We start from the raw sequence: 19979 nt of genomic DNA, 5'->3' as shown, positions 1-19979 counted from the left end.
ATGCAGTCACCCCGGTCGCCACGGGTGGCCGCACGGGCTTGCCTGGGAGGGTGGCCCCGCGACTCCGGAGCGGCCTGTCGGCCGTACTGATCTCGCTCGCCTGCCTGCTCGCACCGTGCGGCACGCTGGCGGGCTGGGTCGCGTACGGGCTGGCCGACACCGGGCGCTACGTCGATGCCATGGCGCCGCTCGCCGACGACCCGGACGTGCGGGACACGGTCGCCGACACCCTGGGCGCCGGAGTGGCCGACGAGGTCGCGGCCGGGCCCGACAACGGCGCCGTGCGGCTCTTCGTGCGGGACGCGGCCCGATCCTTCGCCCGGACCGAAGCCTTCCGCGTGGGCTGGGACGCGGCCAACCGCGCCGTCCACGTCGCCGTACTGCGCGCCCTGCGGGACGACGGGGCACGGGGCCGCCCGGTCACCGTCGACCTGGCGCCCGTCACCGCACGCGTACGGGAGCGTCTGGCCGAGGACCACGTTCCGTTCGCGCGGCGCATCCCGGTCCGGCACACCGCGGTCACCGTGCTCCCGGCCCACGAGGTGGACCGGCTCAGGAAGGGCTACCACGTGCTCGACGTCGCCGCCTTCTGGCTGCCGCTCGCGGCGGTCGTCTTCGCGGTCACCGGCATCGCGGTCGCCGCCTGCCGCCGCCACGCGCTCACGGCCGCCGGGATCGGCACCGCCCTGGGCGGGGCCCTGCTCGCCCTCGCCGTCGTCCTCGGCCGCCGGCTCACGGTCGCCGACCTCCCCGGCCCGGTGGACGGCCCCGCCGCGGGCGCCGTCTACGACGCCCTCACCGAGACCCTGCGCACGGCCTCCTGGCTCCTCGTCGCCCTCGGCCTCACGGTGGCCCTGACCTCCTGGCTCACCACCCGCCTCCGCGACCTGCTGCGCCGCCGCCGGCCCCCCGTACCGGCGACGCCGGACCCCACGTCCCCCGGACCGACCGGCACCCGCCTCTGAACCCGCCTGGCGGCGCCCGCCTCCGGCTCCGGCTACGTCACCCGCTTCGAGGTCGACACCGCGTTCCTGGACGAGTTCAACCGGCACATCGTCGGCCGTATCGAGGTCGTACGGGAGTTCCACGCACCGGCGTAGGCCCGGCTCGCAACTTCCGGCCCCCCGCACCCGTCTTTGAGGGAGGATTCGGGCATCGCATCCGCGAGCGAAGGGCCGGTACGTGGACACGGACACCGACACGGCGACCGGTGAGTGGACGGACTCCCCCGACCGACCGGCCGACCGCCGCACCGGACGGCGTTTCGGAGCCTGGTGCGCGGCGCTGCTCTTCGCCCTGGTGAGCGTGGTCGTCGGCTGCCGCGTCGCGGACACCGACGGCGTCACCCCCGTACCGCAGCTGCTCGCCTTCCTGCCCTGGCTGCTCGTGCCGACCGGCGCCGGGCTGCTGCTGACGCTGCTCGCGCGGTGGTGGACCGGCGCGGTGTGGGGCGTCGCGCTGCTCGGCCTGCTGGCCTGGTTCATCGAGCCGTACGGCAAGTCCGTCGACCCCGCCGGACCGCCCCTCGCCGAGCTGCGCGTACTGACCTCGAACGTCGAGTTCGGACAGGGCACCGACGCGCTCGTCGCGGCCGTCCGCGAGGAGAAGCCCGACCTCGTATTCGTACAGGAGTGCGAGTACACGTGCGACGCGGCACTGCGCCGCGACCTCGCCGCCGACTACCCCCACCGGCAGGCGGTCGAAGGCGGCGGCTCCGAGGGGTCGGTCATCCTGAGCACCTACCCGCTCGAGGCCACCGCCGGCGTCCCCGCCACCATGGGCATGCCGGGCGCCGTCGCCGACGTGCGCGGCCACGCCGTACGGCTCCAGCTCGCCCACCCCATGCCGCCGCTGCCGGACCAGGTGGGCCTGTGGCGCGACGAGCTGGACGCGCTGCGGGACGCGGTCGCCGGGGACCGCGGCACGCCCGCCGTCGTGGCCGGGGACTTCAACGCCTCCCAGGACCACGCCGCCTTCCGCCGCATCCTCGACACGGGGCTGCGCGACGCCGCCCGGCTGGCCGGGGCCGACCGTACGGTCAGCTGGCCGGCCCGGACCGCCCCGGCGTTCGGCGTGCAGATCGACCACGTCCTCGTGTCGGAGGACTTCGCCGCGCGCGGCGCCCGGTTCCTGGACCTGGCCGACACCGACCACCGCGCGCTGGTCGTCGACCTCACGCTGCACGGGACCGGCTGACGGACGGCCGGGGGACCGGCCGGCACCGGACAGCGCGGCGGCGGGACTCAGACGTCAGACGCCGATGTCCTCGCCGTCCGCGCGCCACACCGCCACGACCGCCGGGCGCACGATCTTCCCCGGCCCGTCGGGCCAGGTGCTGGCGGGCTCCTCCACGGAGGCGCCGTCCACCTCGCCCGGGTGCTGCACGGCGACCAGCACGCGCCGGTCCTGGATGAGCGGACCGCAGGTCTCCGCGCCCGTCGGCACGGTCAGGAACTGCTTCAGCTCGCCGCGCCGGTCACCCTTGGTCGCGACACCGAAGAGGCCGTCGTGGCTGCCCAGCGCGTTGCCGTCGGTGGACAGCCACAGGTTGCCGTGGTCGTCGAAGGCCACGTTGTCCGGGCAGGAGATCGGGCTGACCCGGTCCTTCGGGAAGCCCGCGAAGTAGGTCGCCGGGTCCTCCGGGTCGCCCGCGACCAGGAACAGCGACCAGGCGAAGCTGGTGGCGTCGGCCCGGTTCCAGCGCTCGGTCAGCTCCAGGACGTGCCCGTGCTTGTTGGCGTTGCGCGGGTTGGCCTCGTCCGCCTTGGCTGCCGAACCCACCCCGCGGTTGGAGTTGTTGGTGAGCGCGACGTACACCTTGCCGGTCGCCGGCGACGGCTCGATGTCCTCGGGCCGGTCCATCTTCGTCGCGCCGACCTTGTCCCCGGCGAGCCGTGTGAAGACGCACACCTCCTCGGCGCTCATCCCCTCGACGTGCGAGACGGCGCCGTCCTCGGTGGCCGTCACCAGCGGAATCCACCTGCCACTGCCGTCGAACTCGCCGTCGCGCGGCAGCTTGCCCGTGCCGTCGATCTCGATCGCCGGGGAGTCGCCGCTGAGCTTGGCGACGTACAGGGTGCCCTCGTCGAGCAGCGACAGGTTGTGCTCGCGCGCCCAGCGGCTGCTGCCGTGCCGCATCCGCTTGCTGCCGACGAACTTGTAGAAGTAGTCGAACCGCTCGTCGTCGCCGGTGTAGACGACCGGGCGGCCGTCCCAGGTCAGCCGCACGGTGGCGGCCTCGTGCTTGAATCGGCCGAGCGCGGTGTGCTTGCGCGGCGTGGACTCCGGGTCGTACGGATCCAGCTCCACGACGTACCCGAACCGATGCACCTCGTTCGGCTCCTGGGCGACGTCGAACCGCTTGTCGAACCGTTCCCACTTGCGCTCGGTGGCGCCGGTGCCGATGCCGTACCGCTTGTCCGTCGCGCGGCCGCTGTTGGCGAAGTACTGGTTGAAGTTCTCCTCGCCGTGCAGCGTCGTGCCCCACGGGGTGGTGCCGCCGGAGCAGTTGTTGAGGGTGCCGAGCACCTTGCGCCCGGACCGGTCGACGGAGGTCTTCACGAGGTCGGACCCGGCGGCGGGCCCGGTCAGCCGGAACTCGGTGGTGGCGGTGACCCGCCGGTTGAGCCGGTGCCGCGAGACGGGCGTCAGCCGCCCGCTCCGCCTTTCCTCCTCCACGGCCACGACGGACAGCCCGTGCGCGGCCCAGGCGATCTCGACCTGCTCGCGCGTCGGATTCTCGGGGTCGTAGCCCCGGAACATAAGAATCTCGTCGGTGTACTCGTGGTTGGCGACGAGGACCTGCCGGCCGCGCTCGCCGCGCAGCGGCAGCAGCGCCAGGAAGTCGTTGTTGTACCCGAACTGTCCGGCCTGCGCCTTGGCGGTCTGCCGCTCCGGGTCGAAGGCGGGCGCCCCGCGCAGAATGGGTTCACCCCAACGGATCACGACGTCCTGCCGGTAACCCTCCGGAACGGTGACCGTGTCGTCCGTGTTGGGTGCGACGGGCGTGAACCGCAGCCCGCGCGCACCCTGCGGTTTCGGGCGGTGCCCGTGCCCCCGGCCGGTCACCGGCGCGGCCTGCGCCGACGGCGCCCCCGCCACGCCCACGGCCCCGGCACCCGCAGCGGCGACGGTGACGACGGCCGCGGCACGCATCATGGAACGGCGGCTGAGCGCGCCGGCGATCACGTCACCGACGTATTCGTTGGAGCTGGTGTTGGGCACCTCGTGGAAACAGGCGTCACCACACCGGAAACGGCAGGTCATGGCGGACCGGCCGCCCGGGTGCGAACCGGACGACGGTGTCCCGATCAACGGCAGCAGCTTGCGCACTGTGTTCTCCCCTGAGAAGCCCTTGGATGCCCTTGGTGTCAGCGCGACCGTAGGTGCACATACGTGCGGGAGCCGGGCGCCGCGGTGAACGGCGGGTGAACCCGTGGCAGCCGGAGGGGAATTGTAGCGCCGTCTCGATCCCACCTTGACGCGCCCGTGCTTTCGTGGCAGACCCTGCACAAGATCACAAGTCGGGCCCGCTAACCTTACGTGTCCGTCCTGGCCAGGGATTGACGGGCATCAACTCACCCGAAGGGTTGCGCACATGGGCATTCTCACTCTCCTGCGGAACGCGTTCGGCCGGTCACGCAAGGAACAGACCGCCCCTGCGGAGGGTGCGACGCAGGAGACGGCACCGCCGGTCACCGCGCCGGAGCCGAAGCTCCCGTCCCAGCCCACCGCACCCCCGGAGACCCCGGCCCAGCCCGGGTCCACCCAGGTCCCCGAGCCCCGCTCGGAATCCACCCCTGACGAACACGACCTCGTCAAGGCCGCCTTCACGAACATCACAGTCCCCAAGCCCACGCCGGAACCGACGCCGGAACCGACGCCGGAGCCGAAGGGGGAGGCGGCCCCGGAGGCGGAGGCCGAACCGACATCAGAGCGCAAGGCGGAGGCCGAGCCGACCCCGGCGGCGAAGACGGAGCCGACCCCGGAGGCAAAGGCGGAAGCGGAGCCGACCCCGAAGGCGGAGGCCGAGCCGACCCCCGAGGCGAAGGCGGAGACCGAGCCGACCCCGAAGCCGAAGGCGGAAGCCGAGCCGGCCCCGGAGGCGGAGGCCAAGCCGACCTCGGAGCCGAAGGCAGAGCCGAAGCCCGCGCCCGAGGCGAAGGCTGAGCCAAAGGCCGAGCCGAAGGCGAAGGCAACGCCGGAACCGAAGCCCGAGCCGAAGGCCAAGGCGAAGCCGGAACCGAAGGCCGAGCCGGAAGCCGAGGCGAAGCCGAAGGCAAAGCAGGAGCCGAAGGCCGAGGCGAAGCCGAAGGCTGACGCCGAGGCCAAGCCGGTGGAGCCCCCGGCCCCCACCGCAACAACCGCAACCGCCACCCCCATCTCCACCCCCGAACCCGCAGCCGCCGACGGCGACGAGGCCCCACAGGGGCCACCCGCACCCGACAACGAAAGCAGCACGGGTGGTGCGGGTGGGAACAGGAACGCCGAAGGCGAAGCCGAGGCGCCCTCGAACCCCCAGCCGGAGGGGGAGGCCCCCGCCGAGGCGACCCCAAAGCCGGCGACCACCCCCGCCCGCATCCGAACCCGCGCCCCCGCCCTCACCACCGCCTACAAGGCCGCCGCCACCACCCTCAAGACCCACAACCTCACCGGCACCCGCGCCAAGGTCCACCTCGTCCTCGACCGCTCCGCCTCCATGCGCCCGTACTTCAAGGACGGCTCCGCCCAGGCCCTCGCCGAGCAGACCCTCGCCCTCGCCGCCCACCTCGACCCCGAGGCCACGGTCCACGTCACGTTCTTCTCCACAGAGGTGGACGGCACCGGCGACCTCACCCTCACCGACCACGAGAACAAGATCGACGAGCTGCACGCAGCGCTCGGCCGCATGGGCCGCACCAGCTACCACGCCGCCGTCGAGGCCGTCCTCGCCCACCACGAGAAGGAAGCCCCCGGCACCCCCGCCCTGGTGGTCTTCCAGACCGACGGCGCCCCCGACGCCAAGACCCCGGCCACCCGGGCCCTGACCGACGCCGCCGCGCAGCACCCGAACGTCCACTTCTCCTTCGTCGCCTTCGGCGACCCGGAGAACAAGGCCTTCGACTACCTCCGCAAGCTCAAGACGGCCAACACGTCCCACTTCCTCGCCGGCGAGACCCCCAAGGAGCTCACCGACGAGGAGCTGTACGAGGGCGTACTGGCCGACTGGCGCCCGTAGACGCACGCCACACCCCACCCGTCGGAGGGGTGGACCGGAGTACGACGAACGCACCCCCGTCCACCCCCCGAAACGCGTGTGAGTCGATCACCGACGGACCAGTAGGATTTCGCCCATGGCGGCCACTGGAAACGAGAAGCAGGGGACGAAGGCGTTCTACGTCTCGACCCCCATTTACTACGTCAACGACGCTCCTCACCTGGGCCACGCCTATACGACCGTCGCAGGCGACGTGCTCACCCGCTGGCACCGCCAGCGCGGCGAGAAGGTGTGGTACCTCACCGGCACGGACGAGCACGGTCAGAAGATCATGCGCACGGCCGAGGCGAACGGGGTCACCCCGCAGGCCTGGGCCGACAAGCTCGTCACCGAGGCCTGGAAGCCCCTGTGGGAGCACCTGGAGATCGCGAACGACGACTTCATCCGCACCACGCAGAAGCGGCACACCGACCGCGTCCAGGAGTTCGTGCAGGACCTGCACGACAAGGGCGAGATCTACAAGGGCGGCTACGAGGGCCCGTACTGCGTGGGCTGCGAGGAGTACAAGCTCCCCGGCGAGCTGCTCGACGGCGAGGGCGAGTATGCGGGCCAGAAGCTGTGCCCGATCCACAAGAAGCCGGTGGAGATCCTCAGCGAGGAGAACTACTTCTTCAAGCTGAGCGAGTACAGCGAGAAGCTCCTCGCCCACTACGAGGCCAACCCGGGCTTCATCCAGCCCGAGTCCGCGCGCAACGAGGTCGTGAATTTCGTCCGCCAGGGACTCCAGGACCTCTCCATCTCCCGCTCGACCTTCGACTGGGGCGTCCCGGTCCCCTGGGACGAGAAGCACGTCATCTACGTGTGGATCGACGCCCTGCTGAACTACGCCACGGCGGTCGGCTACAACGAGAACCCGGAGAAGTTCGAGTCGACGTTCCCGGCCGACGTCCACCTGGTCGGCAAGGACATCCTCCGCTTCCACGCGATCATCTGGCCGGCCATGCTGATGGCGCAGGGCCTCCCGCTGCCCGGGAAGGTCGCCGCGAACGGCTGGCTGATGGTCGGCGGCGAGAAGATGAGCAAGTCCAACCTGACGGGCATCAAGCCGCAGGACCTGACCTCGCACTTCGGCGTGGACGCGTACCGCTGGTACTTCCTGCGCGCGATCGCGTTCGGCCAGGACGGCTCGTTCTCCTGGGAGGACTTCTCCGCCCGCTACACCAGCGAGCTGGCCAACGACTACGGCAACCTCGCCTCCCGCGTCGCGGCCATGGTCGGCAAGTACTTCGGCGGCGAACTGCCGGCCGCGACGGCCGACGGAGACGCCGAGAAGGCCATCCACGACGGCCTGACCAAGGCGGTCACGGAGGCGGACCGCAAGATCGGCGAGGAGCTGGACTTCCAGGGCGGCATCCTGGCGGTCTTCGACTTCGTGAAGCAGGTCAACGGCTACATCACGGAGCAGGAGCCCTGGAAGGTCGCCAAGGACGACTCCCAGGAGGGCAAGGACCGCCTCGCCACGATCCTCTACACGGCCGCGGAATCCCTCCGCGCCGTGGCCGTCCTCCTGAACCCGATCATGCCGGACACCTCGCAGAAGCTCTGGGACTCCCTCGGCGCCGAGGCCTCCCTCGGCACCCTCGCGGCCCAGAAGGTCCAGGACGCCGCGGACTGGGGCCGACTGCCCGCCGGCGCGACCGTCACCAAGGGCGCGGTGCTCTTCCCCCGTCTCGAGGAGAAGCCGACCGCGTAGAACGTATGCCGCACGTCCAGAGGCCCGGAAACGTCGCGTTCCCGGGCCTCTGCGCTGGGTATAGGTCTTCGGACGGCAGGCCTACGGGTGGGGGCAATGGGGGAATCGGAAGAGGCACGGCCGGATACGGCCGCGGACACCGCCACGATCCGCAACGAGTTCGCGCTGGAGCGCTACCGGTACGTGCTGCAGCAGATCCAAGCCGTGAACGAGAACGCACACCGGTTCCTGGCCATCTACCAGACCCTCGCCACCGCCCTGGTCACTGCGGCGCTCGCGCTCTTCGTCGGCTACCGCAAGTGGGAACTGGCGGCGGCCACCGCCCGGGGCGGAGTGATCGGCTTACTGACGCTGACCACGGTGGTCGCCGCCTTCACCGGCACCCTGATCGTGGTGGGGGCACTCGCCTGGCTCGACTACCGCAACGAGGAGTGCGACATCACCGACGAGATCGTCGGGCCCGGCTTCCGCAAGCGTCCCCGTCCCGGCAACTTCCTGCGCTGGTACGAGACGTATGTGGTGCTCTTCATCCTCGTGTCGGTGATCACCATGTGGGTGCTTGCCGCCTTGTTCCTCCTGCCCGCGATGAGGTGACCGTCCCCCGTGACCGAGCACGTCCACACGAGCACGCCCCTGTGGCAGAGCGCCTTGGCCGCGCGCCCGGAGCCCGACCCGCACGCCGGACAACGAGAACGGCTGCGCACGTCGTACACGGAGTTACGCAGGAAGGCGGGCACCCTCCTGGAGGAGAACGCCCGGAGCATGCCCGACTTCACCGTGCACGACATCAGCCACGTGGACGCGTTGTGGGAGACGGCCGACCTGGTCTGCGGCAACGAGGTCACCCTGAATCCGGCCGAGGCCTACGTCCTGGGCTGCGCGTTCGTGCTGCACGACGCGGCGATGGGGGCGGCCGCCTACGGGACAACCGTGCCCGAGGCACTGGGTGAGCGGCGGTGGCACGACCTCGTGTCGCTCGCCTACTACGAGCGAGAGGGCTGCTGGCCGGACCGGGACCAGCTGGATGATCCGCCCGCGGAGATCGCCGAGGCCTGCGTGGCGACCGCGATCCGCGAAACCCACGCGGAACAGGCGAAGCGGCTGGTGGACCAGCCGTGGCGGTCGAGCGCGGGGAACGAGATCTTCCTCATCGAGGAGATCCAGCTGCGGGAGTGGTACGGCCCGCTGATCGGCGAACTCGCAGCCAGTCACTGGTGGCCCGTGGACCGCCTCGCCGGAGACTTCAGGCACTCGATCGGATCCCTGCCCTGGCAGCCCAGCGAGTGGATCATCGAACCCCTCAAGCTGGCGTGCATCCTGCGGCTCGCCGACGCCACCCAGGTCGACAGCCGGCGCGCACCCAGCTTCCTGTTCTCCCTGCGGCGGCCACGTGGTGTTTCCCGCGATCACTGGCGGTTCCAGGAACACATCAGCCGCCCCTACCGGAAGGGCGACCGGGTCACCTACAGCTCGCTGCGTCCCTTCCCTCCGCAGGACGCCACCGCCTGGTGGCTGGCACTGGAGTATCTGCGCGGCATCGACCGCGAGCTGAAGGCCGTCGACGCCCTCCTGCACGACCTCGGCCGGGACCGGCTCGCGGCGCGCGCCGTCGCCGGTGTCGACTCCCCGGAACGCTTCGCGGAACTGTTCCGCGTGCAGGACTGGCGCCCCATCGACGCGACCGTCAAGGTCTCCGACGTCCCCGCACTGGTCGGCACGCTCGGCGGGCAACAGCTCTACGGCGACGAGCCCGAGGTCGCCCTGCGGGAGCTGATCCAGAACGCCCAGGACGCCGTGCTGGCCCGGCAGACGCTGCAGCCCGACTTTCCGCTCGGGCGGGTGGAGATCCGTCTGACCGAGACCGACGGCGACTGGTTCCTGGAGGTGCGTGACTACGGCACCGGCATGGACGAGGACACGTTGGTCCACGGGCTGCTCGACTTCGGCACCAGCGGCTGGAGTTCCACGAGCGTCCGCAACCGGCTCCCCGGACTGGCCGACGGCGGCTTCCGGCCCAGCGGCCGTTTCGGTATCGGCTTCTTCTCCGTCTTCCTCCTCGGTGACCAGGTGGAACTGATCACCCGCCGCTACGACGCCTCGCTCGCCGACGCCCGTCGGCTCACCTTCGACGGCCCTTCTCACCGCCCGCTGCTCACCCCCGTCACCGGGCAGGGCTGGGTGCCCGAAGGCACGACGGTGCGGGTCAGACTCAGGCTCAGCCCTTACGCGTCCAAGGGGTTGTTCAGCCGGACCGACGACGAACGGCTGGCTCAGCTCGCCCAGCGCCTGGTCCTGGAGAACGCGGTACCCATTCACACCTGGGAACCGGGAGCAACCGATCCCGAAATCCTTCCGCCGTTCTCCCTGTCGTCCGGCGCCCCGGAGGAGGTGTTCGACCGTCTCTACCCGCCACAGGCGATGAACGGGCGCGCGGGGGAGGAGAAGCTCCGCCTCCAGATACGCGAGGACTTCGTCCGCAGAGCCACGGAAGTGCGTGACGACAAAGAGCAGCGCATCGGGCTCGCCATGCTGTGGAGCAGCATGCTGCACCAGGGGCAACGCGATTTCCGGGGCACTGTCACGGTCAACGGCTTCCTCGCGGACGCCTCGGTCTCGTTCGCCGGTTACCTCGCCGGACAACCCAGCCGGGCATCACGGGACAAGGCCGCGCTGGTCGCCACCCGGGACCAGGTGCGGCAGTGGATGCGCTCCCAGGAACAACGACTGCGCGGCGCCGGGCTCTTCAACGACTCGCTCCAGCTCGAACTAGCCTACACCCTCCACTGTGCTTTCGCCCCGCTCGCCGACGACATCGCTTTCGCCCTGACGTCGCAGGGTGTGCTGCGCCTGCCCGATGTGCGCGAGTGGGCAGGACGACGCAAGGACATCCTTTTGGCGTGGGGCTGGCCCCTCACCTGGCGGACACGTCCGCCCGAGCTGCACCATCCGCTGTCCGGAGAACGGGTCCAACTCCCCGACAACTGCGTTTTCATCTGCCAGTACGGCCTGGCTTCACCACTGTCAGATGTGTTTCCGTCCGCCACCAACCGTGATACCGCATACGAGTTCGCCCGCGACCACGCGACGAATACCTGGCAGAAGCACTGGTGGCGCGCATCGGGCGATCTGGACGGCCTCTTCCTCCGCACTCTGTGCGAGGTCTGGTCCTGCACCATCGAGACCCTGCTGACCCCCCTTGAACGGCGCGACTGGTCGGACAGCATCCTTTTGGACGACGAGAGCCTCGGCCCCGTGCCCGGCTATCACCTCCGCCGACCGCCGCGCAGCTGATCTTCCCGCGCCTCGGGGAACCGACCGCGTAACACGCTCGCTACAGCCGTGTACCCGGGCGGATCAGACCTTCTCCCGGGCCCCTCGCTTTGCGAAGATCGGTGCACAGCGAGTACACGAGGGGGCTCCCATGGCACTGTTCGGCAACGCCCACAGCATCGACCCGGCCCAGGCCCAGCAGGAGTACGCCCGCCTGCTCGGCCAGGGTGAGCAGGTGTACGCCGCGTACCTGCTGATCCGCGACACCATCCTGTTCACCGACCGGCGCCTGATCCTGATCGACAAGCAGGGCATCACCGGCAAAAAGACGGGGTACCACTCGGTCCCGTACCGCAGCATCACGCACTTCGCGGTCGAGACGGCGGGCACTTTCGACCTCGACGCCGAACTGAAGATCTGGCTCTCCGGCTCCCAGGTCCCGATCCAGAAGACCTTCACCAAGGGCGTCGACATCTACGAGGTCCAGGCGATCCTGACCCAGTTCGTGGCGCGGTAGCGGACGAGGTCAGCGCCCGGAGGCGTACGCCACGAAGTCCGCCCACGCGTCCGCGTCGAGCGCGAGACGTGGGCCGGCGTCCCGGTACTTGGAGTCGCGGACGCGGATGGTGCCGGGGGTGACGGCCACCTCGACGCAGGAGTTGCCGTCGCCGCTGCTGCTGTAGCTGCTCTTGAACCACGCCAGCGTGGAACCGTCCGTGGTGCTCATGTTTCTCCAAGCATCTGCTCGATGAACGCCCGCGACTCCCGGGGCGTGAGCGCCTGGGCCCGGATCATGCTATAGCGCAGGTCAAGGATGCGGATCTGCTTCGGATCGGTCACGGGGCGGCCGTTGAACGCCCCCTCGGAGCGACCCACCGCCGTTCCCTCCGGGAACTTCAACTCCTCGATGAGCCCGCCCGTGCCGAAGTGGTCCTCGACGTCAGTCGGCATCACCTGGATCGACACGTTCCGCAACTCCCCCAGCTCAAGCAGGCGTTCGAGCTGTCGACGCCACACCATTCTGCCCCCAACCGGCCGCCGGAGCGTCGACTCTTCCTGGACGAAGGTGAGCGTGGGCGCGGGTGACCGGTCGAAGATCGCGCGGCGAGCCATACGTGCGGCCACCATGCGCTCCGTCTCCTCGTCCGAGTAGGCGGGAAGCCACGCGCCGAACAGCGCCCGCATGTGCCCCTCTGTCTGCAACAGACCCGCGACGTTGCTGTTCTCGTACACCCCGATCTCGACCGCCCGCGCCTCCATCTGCGCCAGGTCCCGAACCTTCTTGGGATACCGGACCTTGGCCACGTCCTCCTTCATCGCGGCGAGCAACCCACCCGCCCCCAGCACCTCGTCCGCTCTCTCCAGATACTCAGGCCGGGGAATCCGCTTCCCACCCTCGATCTTGTAGACGAGATCCTCGCCGTACCCCACGGCCCTCCCGAAGTCACCGGCCCTCATCCCCACCGCCTCGCGCCGCAGCTTCAACTGCCGCCCCACGGTGGCGATCACCGCCACGCCCCAGTCATCGTCCGGGTCCACCTCCCACCCCGGCTCGTCAGCCTCGGTCCTCAGCTGCCGAACCTCGCCGTCCACCGACATGCGCGCGCCCCTCCGTCGTACCGCCTCGTACCAGCCACGCCCTACCCGTGAACGACGCCCCGACAAGCCCGGACACGACCGGACAGATCCCGCCCGGCCCGCCCCCGGAGCCACCGGAGCCACCGGAACCTGACGCCTCAAGTTCCGGTCCGACCTGCGCCCCCTATGCACTACTCACTGGAGAGAAAGAACCCGACCAAACCCCACCCCTCCCTCCCGTCGGGGCGGCTCACTCCCGCGAGTGAATATGCCCAAGTGGGCTGGATTCGCGACCGGTTGCCTGCCTTAGGCTCAGCGCCAGCAGCACACGGCAAACAACCCCAGACATGCGACGGCCCCCGCCGGGACTGGCATCCCAATGCGAGGGCCTGACCACCAGGAAGCAAGGACCCTTCCCGATGGATACGAAAAACCCTAGCGCGCCCCTGCCCGCTCAGTCCCGTATCGCGCGCAAAAACCACCCCGACGGGAAGCCGTTCGCCGGCGTCACCCACGAGCACGTCCGCCACACCGAGAACTTCACGGTGATCGGCAACGACCTGGTGCAGCACCCGGAGCTGTCGGGACTCGCCATCGGACTGGCCTGCTACATCCAGTCGGTCCGGCCAGGCACCGCCGTCGACATCAAGACCCTCGCCGCCCGCTTCCCCGAGGGCCCCACCCGCATCGCCGCCGCGCTGAACGAACTAGAAGCCCACGGCTACCTGATCCGCAGCAGGGAGCGCACCTCCACCGGCCGGATCGTCACCCGCACGGTCTCCTGCAACAGGCCCGGCCACCGCACCGCCGCCCGGGACACGGCACCGCGCACGCCCGCCCGGCGGCGCACGGACCCTGACGAGCCCGCGCCACGCAGGCGCCTCCCCGCCGTCCCCCAGCCTTCCTGCACCGCCCCCGCCCTCCTCCAGGCGGCGGTCGAAGTCCTCACCGGCCTGCGCCGCCACGACCCCCGCCTACTGCTGTCCGCCACGGACGCCGAACACCTCGCACCGGGCGTCGCCGCCTGGCTCGAGCGCGAGGTCACCCCCACCGCCGTACGCCACGCCCTGACCGCGAACCTGCCGGACGAACCCCTGATCCGCCCGGCCGCCCTCCTCGCCCACCGCCTGGCCGCCCAGCTGCCACCCCCACCGCCGTTCCGGCCCCCGGCCTCACCGGCTCCTGAGTCCCGCCACCCCCTCCAGACCTGCGACGGATGCGACCGCGCCTTCCGGGCGCCTCAGCCGGGCCGGTGCCGCGACTGCCGGTCCGGGGTGTCCACCGGAGGGCGCCTAGCATGAGAGCGACGATCCTTGCCCCTGGGCACAGACGACGAGGAGCGAGCGCCATGACCATCGCCCCGGACGACGCACGGCAGGGTGCATCCCACCTGTACCGGGTCATGCGCGACTTCGTGGAGTCCACGGACGGCGCGCTCCCCGGCAAGTTCGAGATCACCAAAGAAGGAATCGTCCTCGACATGATGTCGCCTGTCCGGCCGCATGAGCTCACCGCTCTGCGGCTCCGGAAACGCCTGGAGAAGGTCATGCCCGAGGAGATCGTGGCGCACACCGGCGAGCCCGACGTCGAGATGGAGCCGGAAGGGATCCTGCGCCGCCCCGACATCATGGTCATCGCCGAGGCGGATATGGAGGGACAGGGAGCGTTCGACCCCCGGACGCTCGTCGCCGCCGTCGAGATCGTCTCCCGCTCCAACCCGGACAACGACTGGGTCACCAAGCTGCGCGACTACCCTCTGATCGGCATCCCGGTCTACGCGATCTTCGATCCTCGCACCGGGACCGGCGCCGTCCTCACCGATATCCACCCCACCCCCGACGGCCCCCGCTACGCCACCCGCAAGGACTTCGTCTACGGCGAGGACGTCGCCATCGCCGACTGGACCATCTCGACCCAGAACCTGCCGCTCTACCAGAGTGAGGATCAGGCGTGACGACGAAGGGCCCGGAACCGACACACGGTTCCGGGCCCTTCGCCGGTAAGACTGTCGCCGCCTACTTCGGCTGCGGCTTGCGCACCGTCAGGTGCAGCTCCCTCAGCCGCGACTCGTCCAGTTCCGTCGGCGCGCCCATCATCAGGTCCTGGGCGTTGCCGTTGAGGGGGAAGGCGATGGTCTCGCGGATGTTGGGCTCGTCGGCCAGCAGCATCACGATGCGGTCGACGCCCGGGGCGATGCCGCCGTGCGGCGGGGCGCCGAAGCGGAAGGCGCGCAGCATGCCGGCGAACTCGCGCTCGACGGTCTCCGCGTCGTAGCCCGCGATCCCGAAGGCCTTGAGCATGATGTCCGGCTCGTGGTTCCGGATCGCGCCCGAGGACAGCTCCACGCCGTTGCAGACGATGTCGTACTGCCAGGCGAGGATGTCCAGCGGGTCCTGGTTCTCCAGCGCGTCCATGCCGCCCTGCGGCATCGAGAACGGGTTGTGCGAGAAGTCGATCTTCCCCGTCTCCTCGTCCTTCTCGAACATCGGGAAGTCGACGATCCAGCAGAACCGGAAGACGTTCTCCTCGAAGTGCCCGGCGCGCTTGGCGGCCTCGACGCGCACCGCGCCCATGATCTTGGAGACCTCGTCGAACTCGCCCGCGCCGAAGAACACCGCGTGCCCGGCGGCCAGCGAGAGGCGCTTGGTCAGCTCGGCGACGTTCTCCTCGGTGAGGAACTTCGCGATCGGGCCGGTCAGCGAGCCGTCCTCGGCGACGCGGACCCAGGCCAGGCCCTTGGCGCCCTGCTCCACCGCGTAGTCGCCGAGCTGGTCGAAGAACTTGCGGGGCTGGCCCGAGACGTCCGGCACGGGCAGCGCACGGACGTGCTTGCCGGCGAACGCCTTGAACTCCGAGCCCTCGAAGACGTCGGTGATGTCCACCAGCTCCAGCTGGGCCCGCAGGTCCGGCTTGTCGGAGCCGTACTTCAGCATCGCCTCGCGGAACGGGATGCGCGGGAACGGCGAGGTCACGTGCCGGCCGTTGCCGAACTCCTCGAACAGCTCCGTCATCAGCTGCTCGATCGGACGGAAGACGTCCTCCTGCTCGACGAAGCTCATCTCGACGTCGAGCTGGTAGAACTCGCCCGGCGAGCGGTCCGCGCGGGCGTCCTCGTCGCGGAAGCAGGGCGCGATCTGGAAGTACCGGTCGAAGCCGGAGATCATCAGCAGCTGCTTGAACTGCTGCGGGGCCTGGGGCAGGGCGTAGAACCGGCCCGCGTGGAGGCGGGAGGGGACGACGAAGTCGCGGGCGCCCTCGGGGGACGTCGCGGTGAGGATCGGCGTCGCCATCTCGTTGAAGCCGAGGGCCACCATCTTGCTGCGGATCGAGGAGATGACCGACGTACGCAGCATGATGTTGCGGTGCATGCGCTCGCGGCGCAGGTCGAGGAAGCGGTACTCCAGCCGCCGCTCCTCGTTGACCCCGTCCTCGGTGTTGATCGTGAAGGGCAGCGGCTGGGCGGCGCCGAGCAGCTCGACCTCGCCCACCTCGACCTCGACCTCGCCGGTGGGCAGGTCGGGGTTGATGTTGTCGGCACCGCGGGAGACGACCTTGCCGTCGACCCGAACGGTCGATTCCTTGGTCAGCTTGTCCAGCGCCTCGTACGCCTCGGTGCCCGGACGGGCGACGAGCTGCGTGATGCCGTGGTGATCGCGCAGATCGATGAAGAGGATGCCGCCCAGGTCGCGCCGATTGTGCAGCCAGCCACTCAGCCGGACGTCGGTACCGACGTCAGAGGAGCGGAGCTCGCCGCAGGTGTGGGACCTGTACCGATGCATCGTCGTTCATCCAGCCTTCGCGGATCGGGGATGGTGTTTCGCGTTTCACGTGAAACAACCCCAGCGTACCGGGCACCCAAGGCTGCCCTCCTCCCCTTTGTCCGCCGGGCCCCCGCCGCGAGCGGTGGCAGCGTGCGATCACCTCTTCTTACAGTGGGCCCATGCGCACTGGTGAGCCCCTGCCCGACGTGGGGGACGTCCTCGCCGCCCTGGCGACCGGTCTGTGGCACTGGGACACCGCCGCGGGTGAGGTCACGGTGGACGCGGAGAGCGCCCGCCTGCTGGGGCTGCCCGCGGAACGGGTGTGCCTCACCGAGGCGCAGGTACGGGCCCGGCTGCATCCGGTCGACTGGAACGAGATCACCGGCGTGGTCCAGCTCGCCGTCGCGGAGGGGACCCTCGCCGAGGTCCGGATCCGGATCATGGACGAGCGGGGCCATGTCCTCCGCGTGGTCCGCAGCCGCTCCAAGCCCCGCTTCGACCCCCTGCGCAAGGCGTACGAGCTGACCGGCACCCTCCAGGAGGTCGCCGAGCCCACCCCGGGCACCCCCGCCGGCCGCAGCGCGGTCACCGGCGACTGGCGCCGCTCGCGCGAGGCCTTCCTGCTGGACGCGGGCCGGGCCCTGGCCGAGGCGCGCTCCACGGAGGAGGTGCTGCGGGTCGCCGCGGCCCTGTCGATGCCGGGGTTCTCGCCTGACGGCCTCGCGGTCTTCGGGGTCTCCGGCGACCGCCTCACCGTCATCGGCCACCACGGGCAGCCCGAGAACGAGGTCAACCCGTTCGTGGACATGTCCCTGGACACCGACTACCCGGCCGCCGAGGTGGCCCGCACCGGCCGGGCCGTCTACCTCTCCTCCCCCCAGCAGTACCGGTCCCGCTACCCCATGACCTGGCCACTCGCCGAGCGCCTCGGCCGCCGCTCCTGGGCCTACCTGCCGCTGACCGTGGCCGGCCGCACCATGGGCGCCTGGCTGGCGGCCTTCGCGTACCCGGTGGCGTTCACCCCGGACGAGCGGTCCGTGCTGACCACCGTGGCGCGGATGCTGGCGCAGGCCCTGTCCCGGGCGGGCGCCGCCGAGACCCAGCGGGAGCTGACCGACGGGCTCCAGCGCACCATGCTGCCCGTGCTGGGCCCGGAGATCCCCGGCATGGACATCGCCGCCCGCTACGTCCCCACCGGCGGCGGACTCCAGGTCGGCGGCGACTGGTACGACATGATCCCGCTGCCCGGGGGGCGCTTCGCCCTGGTCATCGGCGACGTCCAGGGACACGACGTACGGGCGGCCGCGCTGATGGGCCAGCTGCGCATCGCGCTGCGCGCCTACGCCTCCGAGGGCCACCGCCCGGACGCGGTGCTCTCCCGCGCCTCGCACTTCTTCCACGGCCTGACCCAGTCCGACGACGACCCCGGCGCCCTGCGCTTCGCGACCTGCTACTACGCCGAGGTCGACCCCGCGACCGGCACCGTGGAGAGCGCCCGCGCCGGGCATCTGGACCCGGTGGTGCGCATGGCGGACGGGACGGCGCTGATCCTCGCCACGGCGGGCGGACTGCCCCTCGGCATCGACCCGGACACCGACTACCCGACCACCCGGCTCGCCCTGGAGCCCGGGGACACCCTGATGCTGTGCACTGACGGCCTGGTGGAGACCGGCGGCCACGACCTGCAGACCGGCTGGCACCGCCTCCGGGTGATCCTGGAGGACCACGAGGGCGGCCTGGAGGAACTGGCCGACGCGCTGGTCCAGGCCGTGCACGGCCCCTCCTCGCACCACACCACCGGCCCGCTGGCCGACCGGCGGGAGGACGACATCGCCCTGCTGCTGCTGTGCCGGCAGGGCGAGGGCTGCGGCTGCGGCGACAGCACCGTGGCCCGGCCGACGGTGCGCCGCACCATGCTCTCGGTCGCGCAGGCCGAGCCCGCCCGGATCGCCACCGCCCGGCAGCATCTGCGCGACCTGCTGCACGACTGGCCCGACGACGACCAGCGGGACGCCGCGGTGCTCCTGCTCTCCGAGATGCTGACGAACGTCCTGGTGCACACCGACACCGACGCCCTGCTGGTCGCCGAGGTGGCCGGCGAGCCCGGCGAGCGGCGGATCCGGGTGGAGGTCACCGACAACGGCGACGACCTGCCGCACAAGCGCCGCCCGGGGGAGATGGCCTCCTCGGGACGCGGCCTGATGCTGATCGAGCTGCTCGCCGACGCCTGGGGCGTCGCCCCGCGCGGCGAGGGCAAGAGCATCTGGTACGAGGTCTACGAGTCCGCGGACCCGGCGGGCGGCCCGGCCGACGGCTCCGAAGCGGCGTAACGCCGCTGCAGCTCGTGCACGATCCCGAACGCCGCCGCGGTGAGCGGGACGGCGAGGAGCATCCCGAGGATGCCCGCCACCGAGGCGCCCGCGGTCAGCGCCAGCAGCACGACCGCCGGGTGCATCTGCACGGTCCGGCTCTGGATCATCGGCTGGAGGACGTGCCCCTCGAGGACCTGCACGGCCACGACCACCCCGAGGGCCCAGAGCGCGATGACGAAACCCCGGTCCGCCAGCGCGACCAGCACGGCGACGGTGCCGGAGATGAACGCCCCCAGGTAGGGGATGTAGGCCCCGACGAAGACCAGCGCGCCGAGCCCCACCGCGCCGGGGACGCGCAGGATCAGCAGCCCGACGGTGATGCAGAGCGCGTCGATGAGGGCGATGAGGGTGGTGCCGCGCATGAAGCCCTCGACGGCCCCGAAGGCCCGCCGGGCCATCGCCTCGACGGTGTCGGCGGCGCCGGGCGGGGCGAGGGCGCGCACGGTGCCGACGGCCCGGTCGGAGTCGCGCAGGAAGAAGAAGACCAGCAGCAGGGCGAGCACCGCCATGGCCAGCATCTCGCCGACGACGCTGAGCCCGGTCACCACACCGGAGGCGGCCGTCCCGCCGAACTTGCCCAGCAGCTCGCGCGCGTTGGCCGCCAGGTCGTCCAGCGAGGTCCCGGCCGCCCCGAAGTGGTCGGCGATGTCCCGGGCCGCGTCCCGGACGGAGGCGACGATCTGGTCGCCGGTCTCGATGAGCGCGGAGACCACGATGTACATGGCGCCGCCGACCACGGCGACGACGGCGACGCAGGTCAGCCCGGCCGCCAGCGAGCGCTGCACGTGCGCCTTGACCAGCCGTCGGTGCAGCGGTCTGAGCAGCGCGGTGCCGAGCAGCGCGAGCAGCGCCGGTGTCACCGCGGTGCGCAGCTCGACGCAGAGCCGGATCGCGACGTAGGCGACACCGCTGGCGAGCAGGATGACGGCGCACCAGGCGGCGAGCCGACGGACCGGGCCGGGAAGCAGCTGCACGTCCCCAGCCGATCACGCGCCGGGCGGGCTGTCCTGCGCGGACGGCCCGCCCGGGTGACACGGCGTCAGGACCGG

Annotated in this window: 15 protein-coding genes and 1 pseudogene; 11 read left to right on the top strand and 5 right to left on the bottom strand. The window is 70.9% G+C overall.

Annotated features, from left to right (window positions below; genetic code table 11):
• The first annotated feature begins 50 nt into the window (after positions 1-50).
• The 3 genes and pseudogenes from ACFC1X_RS18210 (at position 51) to ACFC1X_RS18200 (ending at position 2196) form a co-directional block, all read left to right on the top strand.
• The gene (locus ACFC1X_RS18210; RefSeq protein ID WP_376354754.1) at positions 51-965 is read left to right on the top strand and encodes a hypothetical protein; all 915 of its coding nucleotides are present in this window, start codon (positions 51-53) and stop codon (positions 963-965) included.
• Between the two features lie 15 nt (positions 966-980).
• Positions 981-1100: pseudogene (locus ACFC1X_RS18205) on the top strand (ADP-ribosylation/crystallin J1); the annotation flags it as partial.
• Between the two features lie 82 nt (positions 1101-1182).
• Positions 1183-2196 (top strand): endonuclease/exonuclease/phosphatase family protein, encoded by a 1014-nt coding sequence (locus tag ACFC1X_RS18200; protein ID WP_376354751.1) that lies wholly within the window; start codon positions 1183-1185, stop codon positions 2194-2196.
• Between the two features lie 54 nt (positions 2197-2250).
• Here the strand turns inward: ACFC1X_RS18200 and ACFC1X_RS18195 are convergent, their stop codons facing one another.
• Positions 2251-4332 (bottom strand): PhoX family phosphatase, encoded by a 2082-nt coding sequence (locus tag ACFC1X_RS18195; RefSeq protein ID WP_376354748.1) that lies wholly within the window; start codon positions 4330-4332, stop codon positions 2251-2253.
• Positions 4333-4597: 265 nt separating this feature from the next.
• Between ACFC1X_RS18195 and ACFC1X_RS18190 the strand changes: the two genes are divergently transcribed.
• From ACFC1X_RS18190 to ACFC1X_RS18170, 5 genes are all read left to right on the top strand, one after another.
• Positions 4598-6217 carry a VWA domain-containing protein gene (locus ACFC1X_RS18190; protein WP_376354745.1) on the top strand — a complete coding sequence of 540 codons (1620 nt, stop codon included), beginning with the start codon at positions 4598-4600 and terminating at the stop codon, positions 6215-6217.
• A gap of 115 nt (positions 6218-6332) precedes the next feature.
• Positions 6333-7949, top strand: coding sequence for a methionine--tRNA ligase (gene metG / locus ACFC1X_RS18185; protein WP_376354742.1), 1617 nt, complete (start codon positions 6333-6335; stop codon positions 7947-7949).
• Between the two features lie 96 nt (positions 7950-8045).
• The gene (locus tag ACFC1X_RS18180) at positions 8046-8543 is read left to right on the top strand and encodes a hypothetical protein (RefSeq protein ID WP_376354739.1); all 498 of its coding nucleotides are present in this window, start codon (positions 8046-8048) and stop codon (positions 8541-8543) included.
• Positions 8544-8552: 9 nt separating this feature from the next.
• Positions 8553-11240 carry an ATP-binding protein gene (locus ACFC1X_RS18175; protein WP_376354736.1) on the top strand — a complete coding sequence of 896 codons (2688 nt, stop codon included), beginning with the start codon at positions 8553-8555 and terminating at the stop codon, positions 11238-11240.
• Positions 11241-11370: 130 nt separating this feature from the next.
• Positions 11371-11736 (top strand): PH domain-containing protein, encoded by a 366-nt coding sequence (locus ACFC1X_RS18170; RefSeq protein ID WP_376354733.1) that lies wholly within the window; start codon positions 11371-11373, stop codon positions 11734-11736.
• 9 nt (positions 11737-11745) lie between these two features.
• Here the strand turns inward: ACFC1X_RS18170 and ACFC1X_RS18165 are convergent, their stop codons facing one another.
• Positions 11746-11946, bottom strand: coding sequence for a DUF397 domain-containing protein (locus ACFC1X_RS18165; RefSeq protein ID WP_376354731.1), 201 nt, complete (start codon positions 11944-11946; stop codon positions 11746-11748).
• Positions 11943-12818, bottom strand: a complete 876-nt coding sequence (locus ACFC1X_RS18160; protein WP_376354728.1) for a helix-turn-helix domain-containing protein — start codon at positions 12816-12818, stop codon at positions 11943-11945. The genes ACFC1X_RS18165 and ACFC1X_RS18160 overlap by 4 nt, the downstream gene beginning before the upstream one ends.
• A 398-nt stretch (positions 12819-13216) precedes the next feature.
• Here ACFC1X_RS18160 and ACFC1X_RS18155 point away from each other — a divergent pair, with 398 nt between their 5' ends.
• Together ACFC1X_RS18155 and ACFC1X_RS18150 are read left to right on the top strand one after the other, a co-directional pair.
• Positions 13217-14098 carry a helix-turn-helix domain-containing protein gene (locus ACFC1X_RS18155; RefSeq protein WP_376354726.1) on the top strand — a complete coding sequence of 294 codons (882 nt, stop codon included), beginning with the start codon at positions 13217-13219 and terminating at the stop codon, positions 14096-14098.
• Positions 14099-14145: 47 nt separating this feature from the next.
• Complete coding sequence (locus tag ACFC1X_RS18150) at positions 14146-14751, top strand: Uma2 family endonuclease (protein WP_376354723.1); 606 nt, start codon at positions 14146-14148, stop codon at positions 14749-14751.
• Between the two features lie 61 nt (positions 14752-14812).
• Here the strand turns inward: ACFC1X_RS18150 and aspS are convergent, their stop codons facing one another.
• A complete protein-coding gene (aspS, locus tag ACFC1X_RS18145) occupies positions 14813-16576 on the bottom strand; it encodes an aspartate--tRNA ligase (RefSeq protein ID WP_376354720.1) in 1764 nt (587 codons plus the stop codon).
• 161 nt (positions 16577-16737) lie between these two features.
• On the opposite strand from aspS, the gene ACFC1X_RS18140 reads away from it, so the two are divergent.
• Positions 16738-18888 (top strand): SpoIIE family protein phosphatase, encoded by a 2151-nt coding sequence (locus ACFC1X_RS18140; protein ID WP_376354717.1) that lies wholly within the window; start codon positions 16738-16740, stop codon positions 18886-18888.
• Here the strand turns inward: ACFC1X_RS18140 and ACFC1X_RS18135 are convergent.
• Positions 18834-19904: an AI-2E family transporter gene (locus tag ACFC1X_RS18135; protein WP_376354715.1), complete on the bottom strand. Its 1071-nt coding sequence runs from the start codon at positions 19902-19904 to the stop codon at positions 18834-18836. The two genes, ACFC1X_RS18140 and ACFC1X_RS18135, sit on opposite strands and share 55 nt — an antisense overlap.
• Positions 19905-19979 lie beyond the last annotated feature (75 nt).

It is taken from the genome of Streptomyces sp. NPDC056128 (genome assembly GCF_042263835.1).
In the GTDB taxonomy this organism is placed as follows: domain Bacteria; phylum Actinomycetota; class Actinomycetes; order Streptomycetales; family Streptomycetaceae; genus Streptomyces.
Note: the sequence above shows the minus strand (reverse complement) of the source record. Positions and strands in the feature narration are given on the sequence as shown.